Raw genomic sequence first — 24,560 nt, forward strand, 5'->3', positions numbered from 1 at the left:
TAATGTATTAAAAAAGGTATCTAATCCTCATCTGCCGCAACCGGGCCGGCAAATGACGAACTTACGGTTACCACTTCCTTATCCCCTTCGTAAAGCGACAGGTGAATTGTTGTTTTATGCTCCTGTATCACCTTGCGGGGCAATACTACAAAGAAGGTTCCGGTGCTTTGCCCTTCTTTGGGAGCTACTATAGGCTTACCAATAATATTAACAGCGCCTTCAATATCCTTCAACCGTATGCTCAACGGTATATCCTTCACTGTTTTATTGATAAGTTTTACCGTATACAGGTTGGAAATACTATCCTTTCCTCTTTCCTGGAATAGTATACCGGGCGTTCTGATAACGGTAGCGCCAACATCTTTCCTGGTATACAGTAATACCGCAAGCACCCCCACCATCAATGCACACAAAAGGGTGTACAATTTCATACGTGTAGTGTAGCGTAACGGTTCGTTGTTAAGGATCGTGTTCTCCGAAGCGTAACGGATAAGCCCTTCCGGCTTATTGATCTTGTTCATGATCTTGTTGCAGGCGTCGATACATGCCGTACAACCCACACACTCCATTTGAACGCCATTGCGGATGTCTATGCCGGTAGGACAAACAGTAACGCACTGAAAACAGTCGATACAATCGCCGAGGTTTTCATTTTTCTTGAAATTACCGCGGGGTTCGCCTCTTTTGTAATCGTAGGCTACTACTACCGAGTTCTTGTCGAGGAGCACCCCCTGCAGCCTGCCGTAGGGGCAAACTGCTGTACAAACCTGCTCCCTGAAGAAAGCATAAACAGCATAGAAAATACCACTGAAGATCAATATCGCGAAGAAACCTCCCATGTGTTCTGTGACAGGCTCGGTCATGATCTTCTCCAGCTCCCTGATGCCTATAATATAAGCAAGAAAACAGTTGGCTATCAGAAACGATAACAGGAAGAATGCAACATGTTTACCACCGATCTTCAGGATCTTCTTTGTATGCCAGGGTTGTTTCTGTAACTGCTTCTGATAAGCAGCAGAACCTACAATCCAATATTCCAGTCTTCTGAACAACAGCTCCATAAAAATCGTTTGCGGACATATCCAGCCGCAAAACAAACGGCCGAAAGCTGCTGTAAAGAGGATGATGAAAAAGATGAACGTTATCATCCCTACCCCGAATATAAAGAAGTCCTGGGGCCAGAACACCTTCCCGAACAGGATAAACTGGGCATCGGGAATATTGAAGAGGAATAAGGGTCTGCCATCTATATGAATAAAAGGCAGGCCAAAAAACACCAGAAAGTAAATATAACTGAGTGCAGCACGATAGTTATAAAGTTTACCGGCAGGTTGAACCGCATAGATCCACTTCCGCCTCCCGCTTTTGTCGACTGTGGCTATACGATCTCTGAAGTCTTCCTTCTCCCTGCCTTTCCCTGAAACATCTGCTGCACTCATGTTACACTATTTTAAAGAAACCGCCGTACTGTCTTTGGGCTGCGCCTGCTGCCCGCCTTTCTCATCATAAAGCTCGCCCTGGGGTTCTTTAGGCGTTGCAGGTTTTGTGCCATGCAGCGACTTTACAAAGCTTGCCAGTTGCGCCAGCTGAACGGGCGAAAAGTCATCTTTCCAGCTCTTCATACCTTTTTCGGGTACGCCGTATTTGATTGTTTTAAATACATCCTTTACATCACCACCATGTAGCCAATAGTTATCGGTAAGATTAGGACCTACACCGCCGCCGCCATCGGCAGAGTGACAAGCGGCACAGTTAGAGGTAAAGATCTTTTTACCGCTTTCGAGAGCCGCGCCATCCGTAAGTAATGTTACTGTATTCTCGTCCACATTATTGGCTGCTTTCGCCAGGTAGGCCTGCTTCTCAGCTTCAGCCTTCACCATTTCCTGCTCAAACTCTTCTTTACTTAAAGGAGCGCTGTGCGATACGTGGTAACGCCATAGATAAATGACAGCGAAGATGATACACACATAGAAAAGGTATAGCCACCATGGTGGAAGCTTATTATCCAGCTCCCTGATACCATCATAGTTATGGTCGAGTTCAATATCAGACTCTTCATGCAATGACCTGAAGCTATTAAGCTTCATCCAGAGATTTTTAAGCCGTTCTTTCTTCGGAACCTCTGCGGCAGCAGCCTGCTCTCCGGCTTCGGCAACTGTTAAACGTTTTTCCCTGGCCAGCAGCACCTTCAGGTTATAGAGCAGGATGAACAATACCAGCAGTTCAAGGCCTATCACAGAAAGCAACGCATAAAACGAAACCTTCGATAATCCGCTGATGGTAGTGGATACCGGTTCAGCAGCTGCGGCAGCCGCATCAGCAGCTTCCTGTGCATTGGCTGCCGTTGCCAGCATCATCACGCAGGCCAGCACTGTTACCACTTTTGCAAGCGGATTTTCGCCCTGGGCCTTCTTCACTTCTTTTACCCGCTGATAATAAAACTGCGCAGCACTGATCACTACATAGGCCAGTCCGCCTATCGCCAGCAACAGCCCTACGATCACCACCAATAAAGTGATGGCAAGGGGATTTGAAAGTTCGCTTTTAGCAGGAGGTCCTGCAGCAATACCCGCAAAAGGCATGGCCATCATTAAAAGCAAGACTGCAGGGATTCTGTATTTCTTTAACATTATCAGCAGTTTTTTAATTGTCAAGGGGAATTCTGTTAATACGATCGATCAGCTTCTTGTCTGCTTTAAATGCCCATACCGCCATTATAACAAAGAAGGAAAAAAAGATAAAGAACGAACTGAGGGCAAATATGTCAACTCCCGTGATCTTTTCGAGATAGTTTATAAATTTCATGGCATCACTGTTTTAATTACGGCTAACCGCATTTTCGTCAGTAGATTTTAATTTAATATCAGTGCCTATGCGTTGCAGGTAAGCGATCAGGGCAATAATTTCGGCATTGGTTTTAACCGAGATCTTGTCCTTTTTCAGGTTGTCTTTAATTGCTTTAGCCTGTGCATACAGATCGGCGTTCGCCACCTTGTCGTATCCTTCGGAATAAGGGACACCAAGCGTTTGCATGGCCCTGATCTTGGCAGGTGTAGACGTTGTATCGAGCGACCTGGTCAGTAGCCATGGGTAGCTGGGCATAATAGATCCGGGCGACATGATCCGTGGATCCATCATGTGGTTGTAGTGCCAGCTGTCGGGATACTTTCCGCCTATGCGCGCCAGATCCGGACCTGTACGTTTACTACCCCACTGGAACGGGTGATCATAAACAAATTCACCTGCTTTGCTATACTCGCCGTGGTAGCGGGCTACCTCATCGCGGAACGGACGAACCATTTGCGAGTGACAGGTATAACAGCCTTCACGGATGTAGATATCACGACCTTGCAGCTCAAGCGGTGTATATGGCTTTACAGACGCTATTGTTGGTACGTTGTTTTTAATGAGGAAAGTAGGAACCATTTCCAGGGCACCGCCTATGGCAACAGCTATCAGGCTAAATACCAGCATCTGGATGGGACGTTTTTCAATCCAGCGGTGCCAGTGTTCTTTACCATGTGCTTCTATTACTTTAGGAAGCGGCGCTGCTTCGGCAGGTTCGTTTTCCAACAGGTTACCTGCTTTGATAGTTTTAAACAGGTTATAACACATGAAGAATACACCGGTCAGGTATAACAAGCCACCAACACTCCTCATGATATACATGGGCAGAATGTTCGTTACAGTTTCAAGGAACTGGTACTTCAATTGCCCTTCGGGAGTAAAGGTTTTCCAGGCAATGCTCTGTTCGAAACCAGCCCAGTACAGGGGAACCACATAAAGCACGATACCAAGTGTACCTATCCAGAAGTGATTGTTAGCCAGTTTTTTGGAATAGAGCGGCGTTCTGAAGATGCGTGGAATGATCCAGTATAATACACCAAAGGTGAGAAAACCGTTCCAGCCCAGTGCCCCAACGTGTACGTGTGCAATGGTCCAGTCGGTAAAGTGTGAAATAGCATTTACCGACTTCAGACTTAGCATGGGGCCTTCAAAAGTAGCCATACCATAACAGGTGATTGCTACTACCATGAATTTGAGAACAGGTTCTTCTCTCACCTTATCCCAGGCGCCACGAAGTGTGAACAAGCCATTTAACATACCACCCCAGCTGGGTGCAATGAGCATTACGCTGAACACAACGCCAAGGCTTTGTGCCCAATCGGGCAATGCTGTGTATAATAAGTGGTGAGGGCCTGCCCATATGTATATAAAGATGAGGGCCCAGAAGTGGATGATAGATAAGCGGTAGCTGTATACCGGCCTGTTCGCTGCCTTAGGCAGGAAATAATACATAAGGCCCAGGTAAGGTGTTGTAAGGAAGAATGCCACGGCATTATGTCCGTACCACCACTGCACCAATGCATCCTGTACACCTGCATACCAGCTATAGCTTCTTAATGCGGAGTAAGGAATTTCGAAGGAGTTCACAATATGCAGCATTGCTACTGTAACCCAGGTAGCGATGTAGAACCAGATAGCTACATAGAGATGGCTTTCGCGGCGTTTGATGATAGTGCCGAACATATTGATACCGAACACCACCCAAACCAAGGTAATGGCGATATCAATAGGCCATTCAAGCTCTGCATATTCTTTACCGGTAGTATAACCGGCAAGCAGGGTCACTGCAGCAGCAACAATAATCAGCTGCCAGCCCCAGAAATGAATTTTGCTCAGCAGGTCACTGAACATCCTGGCTTTACACAATCGTTGAAGGGAATAATACACTCCCATGAAAATACCATTGCCCACAAATGCAAAAATCACTGCATTGGTATGCACGGGTCGCACGCGGCCAAACGTTGTAATCGCCGTATTAAAGTTGGCTGCCGGCAAATAAATTTGGATGGCAGCAAGCAAGCCTGCCAACATGCCCACGACGCCCCATAAAACAGTGGCATACGCGAACAATTTGACAATCTTGTTGTCATACGAGAATTGTTCTACTTGCATAGTAGTCATTGGTTTAATCTTAATCTTTACTTTTTTTGGTACTGTCATCTATCATCTCGTCCCCATCGAACAAGATCCTGGTTGGAGGGCTGATCTCATCTTTATATTGCCCGCTTTTCACGCTCCAAATGAAGCCTGCGAGAAATAAGGCGGCAACCGAAATACTGGCTATCAGTAAAAGGACAATTACATTCATGGGTAGTAGTGTCAAAACAACATGACAAAATTAGAAGGGGCACCTACCGTGTTCTATGACATTTCTCAACTTTCACAATGACTTTAATCATGTTTTAAATGATCAAAAACACTATTTAGCATATCTTTTGAGTATGTATCAATAACGTAAAAAATGCCATATGCTTAAAAAGACTTTGATTTTCAGTTTGTTGACCTTAGCGGGTTGGCAGGCTTGGGCACAGGATCCGATAACAAGAGATAAGGGCTTCTACCTCAAGGCCGCAGGCGGTTATTTCTTTAGCGTATCACCTGGTCAATTCCCCAATGTGGGTCCCTATGAACCCAAAGAGATCTATCAAACCGTTAATCCCGCAACAGGTGCCTACACCGTTACTTCGCAAAAGATCCTCACAGGCTCCTACGGTGCCGGTGCGCGTGGAGGCCTTACATTTGGATACCAATTCACACGCTATGTTTCTGCCGAACTGGCAGTTAACTATTATCATAGTAAGAAGAACCTCATGACCTACCAGAACACTACTATCCAGAACACGACCACCAAAGCCGGGGAGGTAAGGTCTCATGGACATGTGAATGCGTTAGATGTGGCTCCCAGTCTTGTGATGAGTCCTGGTTTGAGCGGCAGGCTTAACCCTTATATACGTATTGGTGTAGTTGTGCCGGTATGGGGCCGTCTTATCATTGAAACAGAAGGATACCGTTTGAGCAGTGTACCAGGTCAGCCTGCACTTAGCGCACAAACCAATATCCAGCGGGAAGAAAAAGTGAAACCCAATGCTACCATTGGGTTTCAGGGCGCGTTGGGCGTAACGCTAAAAGCAGGCAACCGTTTGTCTTTTTTTCTTGAAACGGAATATCGGAATGTTCCTGTCGTAGGCAAAAGCAAAGAAGTAACAGCCTATAACGAAACAACGAATGTTATCAATAACACCAATGGCAGCGTTGTAAGTAGCAGCTCACGCGGCATCAATGACCTTTCTACCGCGGAGCGCAACACTACCTACCACACGACAATCAATCAGAATTCAAATACACCTACCGGTACCACAGATCCTGCTCATCCAACTCAAACACAGTATAAAGACAATAACAGGCCGGCTGACGATCTGAGATCCTATATTAATATAGGCGGCCTGGGGTTAAACCTGGGTATCCGGCTGAATATCTGACGTTAAGAACTTTTCTTTAGCGGGCATGGAAATCCAACGGTATTTCCATGCCTTTTCTTTTCAGGCTTCTGGCAGCCAGGTTACTGGCGCCAAAAGTGATCAATAATATACTCAAGCTACTTGCAGGCATCAGTATCGCCGCTATCATAGGCGACATCAAAGCCTGCACTGAAATGGTGATCCCTACTATATTATATAATATGGAGATTACAAATGCAGCCATTACAATACGCTTGTTGGTCTTACACAACTTTATCATACTTGCCAGCGAAGACAAACGTTCCGCATCCAGGATAGCATCACTTGCGGGCGTAAAGCAGTTGGCGTCGTCGGACACTGCTATGCCCACTTCCGATTGTTTCAGGGCGCCGGCATCATTCAAGCCATCGCCTATCATGATCACTTTATGACCGGTATCCTGCAAACGGCGGATATATTGTAACTTGTCTTCTGGACTCTGGTTAAAGAGTAAGGTAACATCATGCCCCAGCAGCTTTCTTAAATATGTTTTTTCTCCTTCATTATCACCACTTATCACTGCCAGTTTATATCCTTTTCTCAGTTGCCTGAGCAAGCCGGGTACTTTATCGCGGTATTTGTTTTTCAGGATAAACCGTCCCATGACCACTTCTCCCACGGATACATATACAGCGGTCTCTTTTTCATCGTCAACACCATCCTGGCATACAAACTGGCGTGAACCTATTGTTACCAGTTCGCCATCGATGATACCTTCCAGGCCTTTGCCTTTTGTTTCACAGAAACTTTGCACCTGTTTTTCGGGACGTTGATTTGCCCATCGTACAATGGCGCGGCTCAGGGGGTGATTGGATTGTGAAGCCAGCGCCACTACTTTCTGGCGCACCTCTTTCGACAGCTGTTTGCCATAGAATTCCACATCCTGGTTGCGGCTGCTGGTAAGCGTTCCTGTTTTATCGAATACGATACAATTTGCATTGGCGATATCTTCTATCACCTGGGAGCTGCGCAGGTAAAGCTTATGACGTCCGAGGCGGCGCAGAATATTACCGTTGGTAAAAGTATTACTCAGCAGCAATGCGCAAGGGCATGCCACGATAAGTATTGCGGTTACTGCATCCCAGATCTTTGAAGCATCGGCGAAATACCAGTAGGTAGCCGCGCCTGCTGCAATGGTAAACAGGATCCATGTAAAATAACGGCTCAGCAAATGCACAAAAGAACGTTCTTCGTCCTGTTTCTGCTGCTGCCATTCGTCACGATTCCACAGGCGGGTAAGATAACTCTGAGATACTTCTTTAATCACCAGCACTTCAATATTACCGCCCACCTGTTTGCCGCCGGCGTATACCAGTTCACCCATCTCTTTCCGTACCGGCTCACTTTCGCCGGTGACAAAACTGTAGTCGATGAGTGCATGTCCGCGCGTAATGATACCATCTGCCGGGATCAGTTCTTCACTGTGAATGAGCAGCGTATCGTCGAGTTTAATATCCGGAAGTGTGATCACTTCTTCCTGATCTTTTTTCAAACGGGTAACAGCAACAGGGAAATAGGAGGTATAATCGCGTTCAAAATTCAACTGGTTATAGGTACGTTCCTGCAACACCCTTCCTGCAAGCATGAACAGTACGATGCCCGACATGGAATCGAAGAAACCTGAGCCGGTTCCGGTGAACACCTCGTAGAGGCTGCGACAGAAAGTAACGATAATAGCCAGTACAATGGGCGCATCGATATTCAGGAAGCCGTGTTTCAGTCCCTTCCAGGCGCTCTGGTAAAACTCCGAGGCACTGTAAAAGAATACAGGCAGGCTCAGCATTACGTTAAAGATCCGGAAGATATTAAGCAGGTATTGTTCCTGCACATCTATCCCCAGGTATTCGGGGAAGCTGAACAACATGATGTTCGCAAAACAAAAGCCAGCCACGCCGAGCTTATACAGCCGGGAGCGGTCTACTTTCTGCACTTTACCGGGCAGGAACTGGTTAAGGTTTATATAAGGTTCGTACCCTATGCTGGTAAGCAGTTCGGCCAGTTTCCGTACCGAGAGCTGGCGGTGATCGAAGAAGATCTCCACTTCCTTTCTTGGAAAATCGACCTTGGAAGAGAAGACAGCGGGTTCTATTTTATGAAGATTCTCGAGCAGCCACAGACAGCTGCTGCAGTGAATATGCGGTAAGTAAAAGGTGATGAAGGTTTGCGCTTCATCTTTATAGCTGATGAGCGCCTGCTGTACTTTTTCATCGTCGAGGAACATGAACTTGTTTTCCCTGACCTTCTGGCGTTGGTTGACGCCGGGCGCCTGATTAATGGAATAGTACCTGCACATGTCGTTTTGTTCGAGGATACTGTAAACCATGCTGCATCCATCGCAACAAAAATTCTTATCCTGAACCTGTATAGGGTTCTCGCCACAATCTTCTCCGCAATGATAGCAGGTGGATTTAATTTCCATCAATGCCATACAAATAACATTTATAGTTTTTTAGTGGTACGCGGCGGTTGCTGAACTGCCGGGTATAGTACGTTCTGATCTACATGAATCCATTGAAAAACGGCTGTTTCCAACAGAAAAAAGGCGTTTACACAGGTTTTCCAGGCGGCGCTATCACGGGGTGTAATCATAAAATTATTCAGCAGGTGCCTTACGCGTTGCATCAGGGCGGTGATAACAGATTGGCGGGCTTTTATAACCCGTACGGTTGCGTCTTTCACGCAATATTGTTTATGACCGTTTTTCCGGATACACGGAAAAATGATCCCCGATTCTTTCAGTAGCAGATGTTTGAGCTCATCGTTCAACTTGCCGAAGAGCAGGTGAACCAGTTCGGAAACAGCTACAGGCAACCCCGGAACTTCCGGATGGCCAGACAAGAAATCGCTGATCATTTTGCAAGAGGCAGTGATAGCCAGGTGGTAATCCTGTTCAACCAGGTTACATAATTCTTCAGGAGTTAGCACGTTCTCGGCGTGTCCCAGAGGGTACCATTGCATACGCTGCCTATTTAAACAGCAAGTTACCTTCTGTTAGTATAAATAAAAATGAGCAAGGTCAATGCGGGAGATGACTTTTATCAGAAAGGTCTAATCTTGCAGATTTGCAACCTGAAGCAGCTCGCGGCTGTTGGTGATCTTAATTTTCTTACCGTCGAGATCAATGACGCCATCTTTTTTGAACTCTGATAACAGGCGTATGGTTGACTCTGTAGCCGTACCTACCAGGTTGGCTATTTCCTCTCTCGACAACCGTACATTTAACGTAAGACCATCAGTTTCATAACCATACGTTTCTTTGATGAACAACAGCGTTTCTGCCAGCCGCTCCCTTACCGGCTTCTGTGCCAGGTGGGTGATCTTCATTTCGGCCTTATGCAGTTCGTCGCTCAGTAAACGCATTACTTCAAAGGCCAAACCCGTATCGTGTTTCAATACCCTTACAAAAATATCCTTGGGGATAAAACAAACCTGTGAATCTTCCAAAGCCACTGCCGTACCGCCATAACGGTCGCCGCTCAACAATGCCCTGTAGCCAATGATATCACCGCCACGAAGTAAACGGGTGATCTGTTCCTTTCCGTCGTCGCCCAGATGCGACAACTTTACTTTACCTGAATTGATACAGTAAACGCCAAACGGGTAAGTCCCCTCATTAAAAAGGACCTGGCCTTTTTTGTAAATATTGCATATTTTCTGAAGGCTGAATTCCGCAAGATGCTCCTCCCTGGTCTTGCAAAAGACCGAATGACACTTCCTGGCACATGCTCCACAATCCGAGGTCTCTGTAATTACTTTCATGCTGATTGGATTGAGAAACAAAGATACCACGTCCGTTCATGACAAATGGCAGATAAAGAGATGATAGATATCAGTGCTTTTAGTCAAAGCTTTGGTTGCTTGCAGCGGCTAATTTTAACAATCTGTCAAATTGTTCGGGGGATAAATCATTGGAAAAGTAATAAACAGGATCTATACGTTCTCCGCTTTTATGTACTTCGTAGTGGCAGTGAGGCCCTGTACTTTTACCTGTGCTGCCCACATAACCAATTACCTCACCGCGTTTTATGCGTTCACCTACGCGGGCTTTTATTTTATACATGTGGCCATAGAGTGTTTCATAACCATAGCCATGGTTAATGATCACATGATTGCCATAACCACCGGCGTTATAATTTGCTTCTTTGATCACCCCATCGGCAGTAGCGTAAATAGGGGTACCCTGTGGCGCTGCAAAATCCAATCCGGCGTGAAACTTTGCCACCTTATATACAGGATCGATCCGATAACCGAACCCGGATGCGATGCGGTTGAGATCTTTGTTGCTGACAGGCTGAATGGCGGGGATACTGGCCAGCAGTTTCTCCTTATTTTTGAGCATGCCGTCGATTTCGTTGTACGATTTCTCCTGGTAAGCAGCCCTGCGGGCCAGGTTGTTCAGTTGGTTGGTCATATCCGAAACCAGCTGCGATTCGCCCATGCCGCGCACCATGGCCATTTCCTTATTGTTTTCCATTTCCTTCACCCTTGCACTGTCGGGGATGGGGGTGGCTTCGAAGATCGCCCGGTACACATCGTTATCCCTTTTTTCGAGTTCAGCCATCTCCTGCTGCAGGCGGCGGATCTCGGCCTGGAAGATGCTGTAACTGTTCCGCAGGTCTTCGTTCTGCTGCAATAACAGCTTTTCCTTTGGAGAATCGATATACTGAAAGGCAATGGCTACAATGATGGCAGCACTTACAGAAGCTGCGGCTATAAAGCCGAAAATACGTAAAAGTTTCACCCGCAACGGCGTAATCAGCTTTTCGTAACGGAGCGTATGTGTATTATAGAAGTACTTAATTTTTTTCATCTTCTGCCCGCCTTTCAACTTCGCCCCTAAATATTACCTTTGAGGCCTTTTGTAAGCAGACAAAGATAAAGGCTTACACATTAAATATAGTATCAAAAAAAGGCTCATTCATTATGTTGACCAGTGCGGCTATCAGACAGCAGTTTTTGGAATTCTTCAGGTCCAAGGGACATACGATCGTTCCTTCGGCTCCTATTGTCGTTAAAAACGACCCTACGCTGTTGTTCACCAATGCGGGTATGAACCAGTTCAAAGACTATTTCCTTGGTAACCGCGAACCCGAAACACCCCGCGTTGCCGACACCCAGAAATGTCTCCGAGTAAGTGGCAAACACAATGATTTAGAGGAAGTTGGAGTAGACACGTACCATCATACGATGTTTGAAATGCTGGGAAACTGGAGTTTTGGCAACTACTTTAAAGCCGAGGCCATTGCCTGGAGCTGGGAGCTGCTGACCGAGGTGTACAAGCTTGACAAGAACCGTTTGTATGTGACTGTTTTTGAAGGCGATGCCGAAGAAAACCTTCCCCCCGACTCCGAGGCGCGTGATGAATGGAAGAAATGGATCAGTGAAGACCGCATTTTATTCGGTAATAAAAAAGATAATTTCTGGGAAATGGGCGATACTGGTCCTTGTGGTCCCTGCTCAGAAATACATGTCGACTGCCGCCCGGACAGTGAACGTGCCCAGGTTGACGGCAAAACACTTGTCAATGCCGATCATCCCCAGGTGATAGAGATCTGGAACAATGTATTCATGCAGTTCAACAGGCTGAAGGACAAAAGTCTTGCGCCACTGCCCGCCAAACACGTTGATACGGGGATGGGCTTTGAACGACTGGTACGTGTAATACAGGGCAAAAGCTCGAACTACGATACCGATGTTTTCACCGGAACCATAGCGGCTACGGAAGCCATCACGGGCAAAAAATACGAGAACAGCGACAGCAGGGAATCTGTTGCGTTTCGTGTGCTGGCCGACCATATCCGTGCGATATCCTTCACTATTGCCGACGGGCAGTTGCCTTCGAATACGGGTGCAGGTTATGTGATCAGGCGTATTCTTCGTCGTGCTGTTCGTTATTATTATTCTTACCTGAACTATAAGCAGCCGTTACTTCACCAGCTTTTACCCCTTATTGCAAAACAATTTGCGGGGGTATTCCCGGAACTGCAGCAGCAGGAGGCGTTTGTCGCCAAAGTTGTGAAGGAGGAAGAAGAAGCATTTTTGCGTACCCTGGAAAAGGGACTTAAAAGAATTGACGATATCATTTCCAACACCGGTGCTGCCGGTAATGCCAGCGCCAATAGCACTGCTAACACAGGCAAAAAAGCGACCACAGGCACGTTAATCAATGGCAAAGACGCCTTTGAACTTTACGATACCTATGGTTTTCCCATAGACCTTACCCGTCTTATTGCCTCTGAAAACAATCTTACTGTTGACGAAGCGGGTTTTGAGGTCGAAATGCAGCAGCAGAAGCAACGCAGCCGCGCCGCTACCGCTATTGATACGGAAGACTGGGTAGTATTGCAGGAAAATGCAGTCACTTCATTTGTGGGTTATACTACGCAGGCCACCAAAACCCAGGTAACCCGCTACCGTAAAGTGAAGGCCAAAGGAAAAGAAGCTTACCAGCTGGTTCTTGAGGCTACGCCTTTCTATGCCGAAAGCGGTGGACAGGTGGGCGATACCGGTTTGCTCAGTTTTGCCGGTGAAGACATTACCGTTATCGATACCAAAAAGGAAAACAATCTTTATATACAATTTACGGAGCAGCTGCCGCAGGATATTCATGCTCCTGTTCTGGCAGTAGTAAACGGTATCCGCCGCAGTAATATAGAGGCGCATCACAGCGCCACCCACCTTTTGCATGCAGCCCTCCGCCAGGTACTTGGTGCACACGTGGCCCAGAAAGGAAGCCTGGTTAATGAAGACCAGCTGCGGTTCGACTTTTCTCATTTTGCGAAAGTATCTGACGACGAATTGACTGCTATCGAGCAGCTCGTAAATGAGAAGATCAGGCAGAACATTCCTGTAGTGATCAAGGAAATGTCGAAAGACGAAGCGGTTGCGATGGGCGCCATGGCGCTTTTCGGTGAAAAGTATGGCGACACGGTACGTGTAGTGATCATGGACCCGAATTATTCCATAGAGCTTTGCGGTGGCACCCATGTTGGCGCTACAGGTCAGCTGGGTTATTTCAAAATAAAACATGAAAGCGCCGTTGCCGCGGGCGTACGCCGTATTGAAGCAGTTAGCGGCGCAGCAGCGGAAAGGCTGATCCTCGAGCAGTTTGAAACGATCCGTCAGGCGAAAGAGTTACTTAAAAATCCTAAGGAGCTGCTGAAAGCCATTGAGAACCTGGCTGCCGAAAGCAATGATCTGAAAAAGAAACTTGAAAGCCTGGAAGCGCAGCAGCTGGCCGTGCTGAAGAACGAATTACTACAGCAGGTAAGCACCGTAAACGGAACGCAGTTCATTGGCGCAGTAGTATCTGTAAGCAGTGCCGATGGCCTCAAAAAGCTGTGTTTTGACCTGAAGAGCCTTCAGGGTGATTATGCAGCGGTACTTGCGGCTAATATAGACGGCAAAGCACAGGTAGCAGTATTGCTTTCCGACAGCCTTGTAGCCTCTAAAGGACTGGAAGCGCCAAAGATCATTAAAGAACATATTGCCGGACTCATTAAAGGCGGCGGCGGCGGCCAGAAAACGCTGGCTACAGCGGGTGGACAAGACGCCAGCAACCTTGACGCAGTTATTGTGAAAGTGAAGGAGCTGTTGTAGCAAATACTATTTTAAAATTGCAAGACAAGGCTGGCCATTATTTTTAGCCAGCCTTGTCTTTTTATTTAGCTCCTGCCGGAAGCTCATGTTTTAGCGTTCACGCAATGAAAAAAGCAACATACTTCTTCGTAGCAACCGGCTTCACCACTCCTCCTTCTCCCCTATCATGCTCCATTCTAATTCTCATACAATCACTATAAGCAAGAGTTCAGGCACCTTCATTCACAAGCCAAATTGAAAGGCATAAAAAAAGCCAGGAGATTCCCGGCCTATAATTTAAATAAGATGATTTCTATTATCTCGGCAAAGGAGACTTCAACTTACGTAAAAGTTTATTAGCCTCTTCCAATTTTTTAGGGGCCAATTCCCTTCCTTTTAATTTATTAAGGTCTTCGTCAACAATAAATGTAATTTCTCCTTTTGAGAGCACACTTTTGTATTTTATTACCTTGTTATTCATAATACGAATTTACACTTTTTTTCTTTTAATCAAAAATGCGGTCATTTCCATATTAGGTGTAAACGGCATAATGTCTTCACCAACAAACGCATAGATATCAAAATCACAAGATAATTCTCTTAAATTAATCCCAACCGCCATCCGGTAAAGCCTGGTCCTCTCCCGGGTGCTGCCTCTAAAAAAGATCAGCCGGTCAGGATATCTTTTGGTATAGGCCATTACTACATCTACAACAGTCGCCAGTATCTTGTTTCTGTCACCGTTATCGCTTATGCTAAAATCATCAATTTCGCCATTTGCGCCTATATCTCCAAAAGCAAGGTTATATACATCTTTCCATTCAGTTGCAGAGAAAACAATTCTTTTAGAAATATTGCCTTTTTTGCCTTCACTAGTAAAATCAACTACCCTAAAATCTTCTGTAATCCTCAGATTCCTATATATCTCATATCGCATTCCACTTCTTTTAAACATTCCAGATCATCATCGTTATCTTTTCATCATTGCCCCGCATATGACATCCCAAAAACTAAATCTTTCCATCTCCCCCCTTCATTAAGCTCCTTGAACAATAAAAGAAGTTTTTTATCATAAACATTTTTTATCATTCGTTTTCATTTTCTCGTTCAAACGATTCATATCCTTCAAAAATCTCCTGAGGTCTTCATATAGCAGCAACATTTCGCTGTTCTCCTTTCCTGAATTAACCTCTTCGGTCTGGTAAACATAACAACTATACAACTCCCATAACACCTTTTTCCATCTCTTGTAAGGAACTTCAGAAAAGAAGTTGCGAATTTTCAAGATCTCCGATTCAATTACTTCATCGGGTATTCTTTGAATGCTCATGTTGTGTAATATTATAGGTAAACAAAAAAGGCCTGGCAATGTATTGTTACTCCACCGGCATATAGCCGGTAGAAATCACAAAACAATTGTCAGGCCTTGTTAAATAAAGAAACAGTATAATAGCGAATGGATCAGCCGAAGCACCTGTTTGCAAACAGCGAACGACTTAGGCAGCAATGGGCGTTGCCCCATCGGTAATGAATTCATAGGCATCCTTTATCTTTTGCAATAAGAGGCTGCTATGTTCTATTAAGATAGCGGTATCGGATTCCGTTACACCAAAAGCATTATTATAACGGCTATTGGTATAAGCTTTTTGAAGCAGGTAAAACCTTTGTACATCCCGCTTCATATGTCGCGGAAAAGTTTGGTACACATCAATACTAAACCGCCTTGCCAGCCGCATTAACCTGCTAAGATTATGCGTTCTTACCTCAAACTGCATAAGCGGCACCAACAGTGCAGAAAGCCCCTGTTCAACAGCCTGGTGTAACATAAAACAGGCAAGCGGGTATTCCTCAGCACGGTAATAGCTAACAGCTCCTTGTAAAAACTGCTTGGCATGGCCCATATAAGAAACATGAATATTCCTGAAAAAGCCACTCATGCCTCTGTTATAATAACCAGGCGGCGAAGCGGCATTAATCCTGTCCGCATCATACATAAGGTTCTCATGCCTGCAGGCATTAATAAAAAAGGAATTCCCTGCCGCAATCATTTCATTTATACGTGTAATTTTAAACAGCGAAGCAAACACAGGGGCAATATCACAACTCCGGCTATGAACCAGGTTCTCCAATCGATCGATAGGGCGATGTTCCTGCTCCCCTATCAAGATCAGCACATCATATTCCTCTCCCAGCGCTTCCGGAAAACAAGGATAGGTTCCCAGCAAGTATATTTTCTCAACATCCATTTCATGAGTAAGGAAGCTTACTAATCGCTCCTTATGGTAATTTGTTTCCTGTATGCCGGAGAATGATTCAATTCCAATGACTTTGGCATTTACTGAACTTTCATCGGAAGTAACGGGAGGTAGCTGCCTTATAGGCGGCAGGTGCTTTAAAGTGGTTTGCATGTAATCTTACATTTATGGTGAATAATGTAAGTCTACTGTAAGCGAAGCCTTCCCTATATAATAAAATAAGGTGAGCCTCGTCTTACCACTCAGAGGCACCGCGAAGAGCCCGCAGCTGATAAGCTGATAGAGGCCCACCCTATCTCGTATAGAATGGGCTTTTACTACCATCTCAGCTGCACTGAAAATTCGCGGTTTTCTGAGCGAGACTTATAGCAAAATCCTTATTGGTATCAGAAATGCAATTTATGACTTTATGCACTCTCATACGCAAGTTGCTATACAAATATAAGTAACTGTATTCATACTGTAAACATTTTAGCATCTTTTTGTCTACTTTTTTATACACATATCTTAGTTCTTTTACTTTGATGAAAACTAAAAACAATAAAATAGATAGAGGAGCATTATTGTCGAGCGCTGTTACGGCAACCGGCATCAATAAAGAAGATATTGCCCGCAGGGCTGGTTATAGCAGAGCTGGCTACTATAAACATATCAAAGACCCAAACTTACCCTATCATATTCTAATGGCCTATGGAAAAGTGATTAACCGGGATTTTACAGATGAATTTCCTGATATGCCCAAATATCTATTTGATAGTATTAATGCAAAACAGCCGACACTCACAGAAGCCTTACAACAAATTGAGAATTGGAAAATGAAATATCTGGATTTATTGGAAAAATATAACAGAATTATAGAAGATAGATTAAACTCTGGAAAATAAAAATACATTTCACTGTTTTTGTAAATTTATACGCAATACAGGTAAGAAATGAATGAAAGACGTGACAAAGCCCGGCTACAAGAATTTGGAATAAAACTTCGCTCGCTGAGAGAGCAGTTGAATTTAAGTCAGGACGAAGTTGTTTCCAGATGCGATATTGCAAAGTCAACCATTTAGTTTAATCGAAAACGAGAAAAAAGATTTCACATTCACAACATTCCTCGAACTGGCAAGAGGATTAGGCAAGCACCCCAAAAAGTTATTGGACGAAGATTTCGATTTCCTGAAAGATTGGTAAAATATTATAAAAATATCCTTTTGCCATATGATTTAATTATAGCTACCTTTATCGTACAGGTTTCAGCACTCCGTTTTCAAATTATATTTATGGAACGGAAAACACCCAGAAAAAGAATTCAGCCAAAGAAAGGGCTGTTATTACCTATTGAAGATCCAGATGCCTATGTAAAAAACAAATGCTCCGAACGGGCCAGGAAAATAAAAACGATCAAGCCCAACTTTGATTTTAACCTTTGGTTCGATAAACATTACCAGATTCGCACTCAATTTGGCGATGAACATGGCATTAGAGAAGGAATAGAAGCTGAAAAAGTTGAATCCCTCGTTAATCGCGCCATGAATCATCTAATGACTTACAGCGCCATTTTAAAGAATTTTGTATTCATTAATCATGGTGAAAATGGTAAAAGAAACGAGCGCGTTATACTTCAGGAAGAAACACCTGAAGGCCTTCTTAATATTGTGATCGAAGTACATTTAATTGAAGCTGGCATTTACGAAGTCACTGTTAAAACAGCGATGTGTATCACTGACTTTAATTTAAGTGATGGTCAATTTGCCATACAACTAGTTGGCAATAAATCTATTTTGAAAAGAAGAGAACAAGGGGCAATGAAAATGATTTATTTTTTATAAATAAATAAACTTTTTTTTATAAAAATCACTTTTCTTTTCTACCTTTACAACAGCAAGATAGGATTAATCTCTGGTCAGCCGAAAGGTAGGATTTTAATCTGGACAGTCTTGCATAGTGAAAGCCGTTATCGAAAGATCGCGGCTTTTTCTATTATACCCTATTCAGTTCCGGATAAAGTTGAAAAACATACAACCCTCTCTCATCCATTCACCCCTTTTTCTTTCCATTGGCCACAAATATTCATTTCCACTATGCAGTACACAAATTTTGTTTTATACAAAATATTACAATTGCCCCGTAAACAAAAAGCATGGCCAAACAAACAGGTCCCGTCATCTGGGAAACAACTATAGATCTCGTCTCTCTTTACAAGAGATGCGGGGTTGGCTGTGCACGTATGAAAAGTAACCTTACTGCCGAACGCTGGCGCTCCGACCCCCTTTTTGCAGGCAGCCGCAAAAGCGCCGCACGTATGGCGCTGGCTGCTAAACTCGCCAGCTCCTTTTACCAAACCATTCCGCAACATCAGCGCCGTTATTCTCTTTACAAACAATTAGTAGGCGTAGCGCAACATATGCTCTGCAAAGGATATAATATTCAACAGGTAAACAAGGTCCTCGATTTCGCTGTTTGCCGCTACCTCAGAAAGCTACAGGCTGCGGCCGCTGACAGGAAACCTGGGCGCTCTCCTTTCGCAGCAACATTTTCATTGAAGGCCAAACCGGCATTTACAGCGGCTATACCGCATCTATTTTTAGAGCCGCAGTTCACTACCATAACAATCAGTAACTCAACCTTCGGGTTGCGGCCCGTAATAATGCCACCCCGCGGCAGCCCAGCGCCTATTAACGGCTGTACACTAAACAGGAACCCCACCAGCCGGAGCCTACCCTCTATACATCAATACTCCTGTAAAAGCCAGCCATTCACCATGGCAGGGCTTATTATGTCCATACCCCCACAAACAGGCTGCTTCATTCTCAAAACAGCCGCAAAACTCCTGGAAAACATTTCCGGAAACAACTTTCAGCCCTCCAACTGTTTTATAGTCCCATAAAAACACGCCTCTCCACCCGTCTACGAAAAACTACGCTTTAAATACGAACGATCAGTATACTCAAGAGCTACTATCAGCGAACGCATACCCGAAAGAAAGTAAGCGGTATATGAGTAATAAACCAGTTCCAATTTCTCAAAATGGGACAAAAATTCCGGTTTTGAGACTTTTTAACCTTTTTTTCTCCCTTAAATTAGTGATATTCAATAGATTTGCAAGTTGGTATCATAATTGATCCCAATTAAATGTCCGTTTTTAATCCGAAGAGAACTGTGAACAAAAGGGCCGGCTGCTGAACCGGTCCTTTTTTCTTTTCATAACTTACCTGTCTTCGCAGCTGTTGATACCCATTCCGTCACGCTCCTGCTTATACCTATTGCGATTTTATCCGATCTTCTATTCATCACAATCTCCCTTCTATCATCAGCATCTATAGTGTATTCCCTACCTTTGCCATCCCATTAAAAACATAAACATTATACCCCGTATGAAGTACGCCGTACTCTTTTTTGCATGTATCGCCCTGTCATTGTCAGGTTGCGACAGCACCCGCCAGATCCTGAACAATCTTCCCCAGGGCAGCAGTGGCCTTACCTCGACACAAATAGCAGCCGGGTTGAAAGAAGCCCTTACTATTGGTACGCAGAACAGCAGTAATGCACTGTCGGCTGTGAACGGTTATTTTGCCAATGCAGCAGTGAAAATTTTGCTTCCGCCGGAAGCCCAGAAAATAGAAAGCACTTTACGCAGCGTTGGCCTGGGAAGCGCAGTAGATAAAGCTGTTTTATCGCTCAACCGCGCTGCCGAAGAGGCTGCAAAATCTGCAGCTCCCATCTTTGTAAACGCCATCAAGCAAATGACCATCACCGATGCGCTTGGCATTCTTAAAGGAGGTGATAATGCAGCTACTAACTTCTTTAAAAATAAAACTACCAGCAGTCTTACGGCAGCTTTTTCGCCCGTGATAGGTAATGCGCTCAATAAAGTAGATGCTACCAAGTATTGGGCTGATATGTTTTCGCTTTATAACAAGTTTGCCAAACAACCTATTAATACCGATCTAACGGCGTATGTAACAGGCAAGGCCATTGATGGTATTTTCTACCAGGTTGGACTCGAGGAACAAAAGATCCGGGAAAATCCGTCTGCCAGGGTTACCGATCTGCTTAAAAAAGTATTTGGCAGCAGCCAGGCGCAGGGCGGAAAATCATAAATGCCGCTGTATTTAAAACAGATTCCATTTTACCATACCCAGGGGCTGGCCATTGTTTTGGTCAGCCCCTTTTACATCCGGAGCAATCTGTAGCCAGGCAGGGGCAACACCCTATTGCACTTGTGAGGCAACACCCTGTTACACCTGTGAGGCAACACCCTATTGCACTTGTGAGGCTACACCCTGTTACACTTGTGAGGCAACACCCTATTGCACTTGTGAGGCAACACCCTGTTACACCTGTGAGGCAACATCCTATTGCACCTGTGAGGCAACACCCTGTTACACTTGTGAGGCAACATCCTATTGCACTTGTGAGGCAACATCCTATTGCACTTGTGAGGCAACACCCTGTTACACCTGTGAGAGCCCAACCTGCGGGGTAAGGCTCTGTTACACCTGCGAAGGCAAATACCCGGATGCACCTGTGAGGAGGTGTATCTGCGCCGGGCAGGCAGGGAAGAATAGTTGCGATTTTAACATTTCCGAAATATTTCGTACATCAGATTTTCTCCCTATATTTGATCTACTAAACATTTCGTACAACAAATATTCTGACTATGGCATTCACAAAAAATACGCTTGTATTAATGGCGCTGGCTGCTGGCTGTTTAGCCGGTACCCTGCAGGCCCAGGAAGCTCCTGCGCCACCTAAAGATGCACCCAGGGAAATAAAATCGGAACAGATCATTGTTCGTAAGAAAGGTAATACCAAGGAAAGAGTCACCATTGTATTAGATGGCGACAGTGTTACCGTCAATGGCAAGCCGCTCAAAGATTTCGTTGATGATAGTATAGAGGTTAAAATGGCAAGAGTGGGCCGTCCTCCTATGCCTCCCAGAGGGCCACATCCTCCTGTTGCGGGCTTCCGCTGGGATGATACGGGTGGCGCCAAGGCGCTGCGCGGTTTCAGCCGCCATTTTCGCGGATTTGGCGCTCCGGCCTTACTCGGCGTATTTACAGAGAAATCGGACAAAGGAGCTGTTGTTAAAAACGTGGTAAAGGAAAGTGCGGCAGAAAAAGCCGGGTTGAAAGCCGGAGATGTTATCACACGTGTAAATGACAGCACGATCACTGACAATGAAAGCCTGGCAGAGGTTATCGGTGAATACAAACCAGAGCAGGAAATTGCGATCACTTACTTACGCGATGGCAAGGAAAACCGTACAACTGCCAAACTGGGCAAAAATAACCGTTTATACAACTTACAGTTCGATGATACATTTGATCTGAAAGATGTTCCTGAACTTCGTAACTTCCGTTTTGACATGAAGGATATCCCGGGTGGCTTTGTTTGGGGTGGTCAACCCCGACTGGGTTTACAGGTTCAGGATGCGGAAGACAAAAAAGGTGTTAAAATACTGGAAGCCAGAGAGAATAGTGCGGGTGCAAAAGCGGGGCTTCAGAAAGACGACGTCATTACATCTGTCAATGGTAAAGATGTGACTGGTGTTGAAGAACTCCGGATGCAACTGAAAGAGGTAAAAGCGGGCGATGTTATTAAACTCGAATACCGCCGTAAGAACAAACGCCGTTCTGCGGAGGTTACATTCCCCCAAAAGCTCAGGACCTCCGATCTCTAGTCTCTTTGATTTTCGTTTATACAGTTTTACATGTGCAATGACCGTTGTTCTCTAACAACGGTTTTTTGTTGTGTCATTTATAGGTATTTTCGCGATACAATGAACCAGTTCTCAGATAAATACGAAGCCGTTATCGGCCTTGAAGTACATGCCCAGTTAGCTACGGAAAGTAAGTTGTTCTGTGGCGACGCCACTTCGTTTGGAGCAGCGCCCAATACCCAGGTAAGCGCGATAACGCTGGGGCATCCGGGTACACTGCCCAAAACGAATAAAAAGGCGGTAGAATATGCTATTCGCATGGGTCTTGCCTGTAATTGCGACATTGAACGTTATAATTACTTTGCGCGTAAAAATTATTTCTATCCCGATCTTCCCAAGGGTTACCAGGTTTCGCAGCATACCACGCCTATATGTGTAGGGGGTACTGTGGCCATTAAAACCACTGCCGGTGCGCGCGATATCAGGTTAAACCGTATCCATATTGAAGAAGACGCCGGCAAAAGCGTTCACGATATCGATCCACATTATACCAGTGTAGATTATAACAGGGCTGGTGTTCCCCTTATTGAAATCGTTACCGAACCGGATCTGCACAGTGCAGATGAAGCCTACCAGTATGTTACGGAAGTAAGAAGACTTGTGCGCTGGCTGGGGATCTGTGATGGTAATATGGAAGAGGGTAGTTTGCGCTGCGATGCCAACGTTTCTATCCGTCTTAAAGGAGATACGAGGCTTGGCACCAAGGTGGAGGTTAAAAACCTGAATTCGATCCGCAACGTTAAAAAGGCTATTGAATTTGAAATAACGCGGATGATTGCTATCGTGGAGTCGGGCGATGCCGTAAAACAGCAGACGCGCAGCTTCGACGCCAGCAATGATACCACCTTTGCGATCCGTGACAAGGAGGAAGCCAACGACTACCGTTATTTCGCAGAACCGGACCTAGCTCCTTTCAGATTAACCGAGGCGTTCATTCACGATATTAAAACAGCGCTGCCGGCCTTACCTGCCGAACTGATGGCGCAATACCAGCAGCAGTTTGGGTTGTCGGAGTATGATGCTGTTCAGCTTTGCCTCGACAGGGAAACCACGGAGTTCTTTAGCCAGGTAACAGCGCACACGACAAATTACAAAGCCGCCGCCAACTGGATCAATGGTCCGCTGAAGCAATATATGAATGAGCATAAGCTGGGTTTCGCACAATTGCAGCTGACGGCCGAAAAGTTGTCGGCGCTGATGCAATTGGTAGAAGGCGGCCAACTCAGCTTTTCTGTTGCGGCATCGAACATTCTGCCTGTGTTGATACAAGACCCTGGCAAGGATGCACTTACCGTAGCCACCAACCTGAACCTGTTACAGGTTAGCAGCAGCAATGAACTGGAAGAATGGGTAGATGCTGCACTTGAAGCTATGCCGGATAAGGTACAGGAATATAAAAAAGGCAAAAAGGGTTTGATAGGCCTGTTTGTGGGTGAGGTAAAAAAGCGCAGCAAGGGCAAAGCAGATCCTAAAATAGTAACCACACTTCTCCAGGAAAAATTAAAATAACCGACTTTATGAATAAAATCTTAACAGTGGCGCTTGCCCTGCTAATGCTAAACGCATGCAAACCCAAGGAATACGGCGCCTTTATTGTCACGGGCAAGATATTACACGCTCCTGCCACCGCTAAAATACTTTTGCAGGACCTGCCTTTCAATGGTACCAAGCCGGTAGTGATAGATTCTGCCACTATTAAAAAAGACGGCAGTTTTACCTTGAGAGGAGTGGCACGTGAAGAAGGGATCTACCGCCTTAGTATCGATGAGCAGGGTCCGTCTATGCTTTTCGTAAATGACGCGCACAGCATTCATGTTCAGTTTGATATATCGGACTTCAGGAAACCCGAGGTTAAAGGTTCCAAGGCAACAATTGCCTTATATGATTTCCTCGACAATTACAGGGGTAAAGACTCGGCGCTCGTAGGTACTTTTATGGCCATCGATACATTACGTGTAAAAGCAGGAACAGACAGTCTTATTCAAGTGCAATACCAGAAGCGCGACCAGCAATTAAAGGCATTGAACAGAACCATCACCGAGTTTTTGAAACAAACCGAAAGTCCTGCTTCTTCCTTTTATGTGATTGCCCTTGGCGCCAAATCTATGCTTCCTGAGGAGCTGAAGCCATTGGCGGATGCAGCTTCTGCGAAGTTTAAAGAACATTCCGGGCTAGCTATTCTGAAGAGCCAGCTAGCCATGGAAATATCGGGTAATAAACAAGATGCACCTTATGCCCTGCTGAATCAACAGGCGCCTGAACTTGCCATGACCGATGTTAACGGTAAGCCCGTGCGCATAAGCAGTTTCAAAGGCAAGTACCTGCTGGTAGATTTCTGGGCAAGCTGGTGTGGTCCATGCCGCGAGGAGAATCCTAATGTAGTTGCCGCTTACAAGCAGTTTAAAGACAAAAACTTCGAGATACTTGGCGTTTCACTTGACAGTGATAAAAGCAAATGGGTTCAGGCTATTGGCAGGGACAGTCTCAGCTGGCCTCAAATGAGCGATCTGAAGCAATGGGAAAGCGCCGCTGTGGGTACTTATCAATTCAATGCCATTCCTTTCAATGTTCTTATTGATCCGAGCGGTAAGATCATCGCGAGCAGGCTTACTGGTCCCAAGCTTCAACAGAAGCTTGCGGAGGTACTGAAATAGCCCTTGCAGTGCACTG

General features: G+C 45.2%; 22 protein-coding genes. 9 read left to right on the top strand and 13 right to left on the bottom strand.

Features of this window, described 5'->3' with window-relative positions; all coding sequences use genetic code 11:
- Positions 1-20: 20 nt before the first annotated feature.
- The 5 genes from ccoG to ccoS are packed head-to-tail and all read right to left on the bottom strand — an operon-like array spanning position 21 to position 5,155.
- Positions 21-1,439: a cytochrome c oxidase accessory protein CcoG gene (gene ccoG / locus ESB13_RS15330; protein ID WP_129004515.1), complete on the bottom strand. Its 1,419-nt coding sequence runs from the start codon at positions 1,437-1,439 to the stop codon at positions 21-23.
- Positions 1,440-1,445: 6 nt separating this feature from the next.
- Positions 1,446-2,630 carry a cbb3-type cytochrome c oxidase N-terminal domain-containing protein gene (locus ESB13_RS15335; RefSeq protein WP_220399686.1) on the bottom strand — a complete coding sequence of 395 codons (1,185 nt, stop codon included), beginning with the start codon at positions 2,628-2,630 and terminating at the stop codon, positions 1,446-1,448.
- Between the two features lie 13 nt (positions 2,631-2,643).
- Positions 2,644-2,805, bottom strand: coding sequence for a CcoQ/FixQ family Cbb3-type cytochrome c oxidase assembly chaperone (locus ESB13_RS15340; protein ID WP_129004516.1), 162 nt, complete (start codon positions 2,803-2,805; stop codon positions 2,644-2,646).
- A gap of 12 nt (positions 2,806-2,817) precedes the next feature.
- Positions 2,818-4,959: a cytochrome-c oxidase, cbb3-type subunit I gene (ccoN, locus tag ESB13_RS15345; RefSeq protein ID WP_129004517.1), complete on the bottom strand. Its 2,142-nt coding sequence runs from the start codon at positions 4,957-4,959 to the stop codon at positions 2,818-2,820.
- Between the two features lie 19 nt (positions 4,960-4,978).
- On the bottom strand, positions 4,979-5,155 hold the full coding sequence (gene ccoS, locus ESB13_RS15350) for a cbb3-type cytochrome oxidase assembly protein CcoS (protein ID WP_129004518.1): 177 nt from the start codon (positions 5,153-5,155) through the stop codon (positions 4,979-4,981).
- 160 nt (positions 5,156-5,315) lie between these two features.
- Between ccoS and ESB13_RS15355 the strand changes: the two genes are divergently transcribed.
- Positions 5,316-6,326 (top strand): hypothetical protein, encoded by a 1,011-nt coding sequence (locus tag ESB13_RS15355; protein ID WP_129004519.1) that lies wholly within the window; start codon positions 5,316-5,318, stop codon positions 6,324-6,326.
- A 16-nt stretch (positions 6,327-6,342) separates the two neighbouring features.
- Here ESB13_RS15355 and ESB13_RS15360 read toward each other — a convergent pair whose 3' ends face one another.
- From ESB13_RS15360 to ESB13_RS15375, 4 genes are all read right to left on the bottom strand, one after another.
- The gene (locus ESB13_RS15360) at positions 6,343-8,772 is read right to left on the bottom strand and encodes a heavy metal translocating P-type ATPase (RefSeq protein ID WP_129004520.1); all 2,430 of its coding nucleotides are present in this window, start codon (positions 8,770-8,772) and stop codon (positions 6,343-6,345) included.
- 11 nt (positions 8,773-8,783) lie between these two features.
- The gene (locus tag ESB13_RS15365; RefSeq protein ID WP_129004521.1) at positions 8,784-9,302 is read right to left on the bottom strand and encodes a hemerythrin domain-containing protein; all 519 of its coding nucleotides are present in this window, start codon (positions 9,300-9,302) and stop codon (positions 8,784-8,786) included.
- A 90-nt stretch (positions 9,303-9,392) separates the two neighbouring features.
- Positions 9,393-10,103: a Crp/Fnr family transcriptional regulator gene (locus tag ESB13_RS15370; protein ID WP_129004522.1), complete on the bottom strand. Its 711-nt coding sequence runs from the start codon at positions 10,101-10,103 to the stop codon at positions 9,393-9,395.
- A gap of 79 nt (positions 10,104-10,182) precedes the next feature.
- A complete protein-coding gene (locus ESB13_RS15375) occupies positions 10,183-11,154 on the bottom strand; it encodes a M23 family metallopeptidase (RefSeq protein ID WP_129004523.1) in 972 nt (323 codons plus the stop codon).
- Positions 11,155-11,267: 113 nt separating this feature from the next.
- Between ESB13_RS15375 and alaS the strand changes: the two genes are divergently transcribed.
- The gene (gene alaS / locus ESB13_RS15380; protein ID WP_129004524.1) at positions 11,268-13,943 is read left to right on the top strand and encodes an alanine--tRNA ligase; all 2,676 of its coding nucleotides are present in this window, start codon (positions 11,268-11,270) and stop codon (positions 13,941-13,943) included.
- A gap of 295 nt (positions 13,944-14,238) precedes the next feature.
- Here the strand turns inward: alaS and ESB13_RS23810 are convergent, their stop codons facing one another.
- The 4 genes from ESB13_RS23810 to ESB13_RS15395 form a co-directional block, all read right to left on the bottom strand.
- On the bottom strand, positions 14,239-14,403 hold the full coding sequence (locus ESB13_RS23810; protein WP_164974228.1) for a hypothetical protein: 165 nt from the start codon (positions 14,401-14,403) through the stop codon (positions 14,239-14,241).
- Positions 14,404-14,412: 9 nt separating this feature from the next.
- Positions 14,413-14,859, bottom strand: a complete 447-nt coding sequence (locus ESB13_RS15385; protein ID WP_129004525.1) for a DUF6934 family protein — start codon at positions 14,857-14,859, stop codon at positions 14,413-14,415.
- A 132-nt stretch (positions 14,860-14,991) separates the two neighbouring features.
- Positions 14,992-15,252: a hypothetical protein gene (locus tag ESB13_RS15390; RefSeq protein ID WP_129004526.1), complete on the bottom strand. Its 261-nt coding sequence runs from the start codon at positions 15,250-15,252 to the stop codon at positions 14,992-14,994.
- Positions 15,253-15,418: 166 nt separating this feature from the next.
- Positions 15,419-16,330: a HEPN domain-containing protein gene (locus ESB13_RS15395; RefSeq protein ID WP_129004527.1), complete on the bottom strand. Its 912-nt coding sequence runs from the start codon at positions 16,328-16,330 to the stop codon at positions 15,419-15,421.
- 368 nt (positions 16,331-16,698) lie between these two features.
- Here ESB13_RS15395 and ESB13_RS15400 point away from each other — a divergent pair, with 368 nt between their 5' ends.
- The 7 genes from ESB13_RS15400 (at position 16,699) to ESB13_RS15435 (ending at position 24,544) form a co-directional block, all read left to right on the top strand.
- Positions 16,699-17,061 (top strand): hypothetical protein, encoded by a 363-nt coding sequence (locus tag ESB13_RS15400; protein ID WP_129004528.1) that lies wholly within the window; start codon positions 16,699-16,701, stop codon positions 17,059-17,061.
- A gap of 387 nt (positions 17,062-17,448) precedes the next feature.
- A complete protein-coding gene (locus ESB13_RS15405) occupies positions 17,449-17,997 on the top strand; it encodes a hypothetical protein (protein WP_129004529.1) in 549 nt (182 codons plus the stop codon).
- Between the two features lie 311 nt (positions 17,998-18,308).
- On the top strand, positions 18,309-19,055 hold the full coding sequence (locus ESB13_RS15410) for a hypothetical protein (RefSeq protein ID WP_129004530.1): 747 nt from the start codon (positions 18,309-18,311) through the stop codon (positions 19,053-19,055).
- Positions 19,056-19,542: 487 nt separating this feature from the next.
- A complete protein-coding gene (locus tag ESB13_RS15415; RefSeq protein WP_129004531.1) occupies positions 19,543-20,268 on the top strand; it encodes a DUF4197 domain-containing protein in 726 nt (241 codons plus the stop codon).
- A gap of 560 nt (positions 20,269-20,828) precedes the next feature.
- Entirely contained in the window at positions 20,829-21,851 is a 1,023-nt protein-coding gene (locus tag ESB13_RS15425) for a PDZ domain-containing protein (protein WP_129004533.1), read from the top strand.
- A 99-nt stretch (positions 21,852-21,950) separates the two neighbouring features.
- Entirely contained in the window at positions 21,951-23,399 is a 1,449-nt protein-coding gene (gene gatB, locus ESB13_RS15430; protein WP_129004534.1) for an Asp-tRNA(Asn)/Glu-tRNA(Gln) amidotransferase subunit GatB, read from the top strand.
- Positions 23,400-23,407: 8 nt separating this feature from the next.
- Positions 23,408-24,544, top strand: a complete 1,137-nt coding sequence (locus ESB13_RS15435; protein ID WP_129004535.1) for a TlpA disulfide reductase family protein — start codon at positions 23,408-23,410, stop codon at positions 24,542-24,544.
- Positions 24,545-24,560: the final 16 nt, after the last annotated feature.

The organism is Filimonas effusa, from assembly GCF_004118675.1.
GTDB lineage: Bacteria > Bacteroidota > Bacteroidia > Chitinophagales > Chitinophagaceae > Filimonas > Filimonas effusa.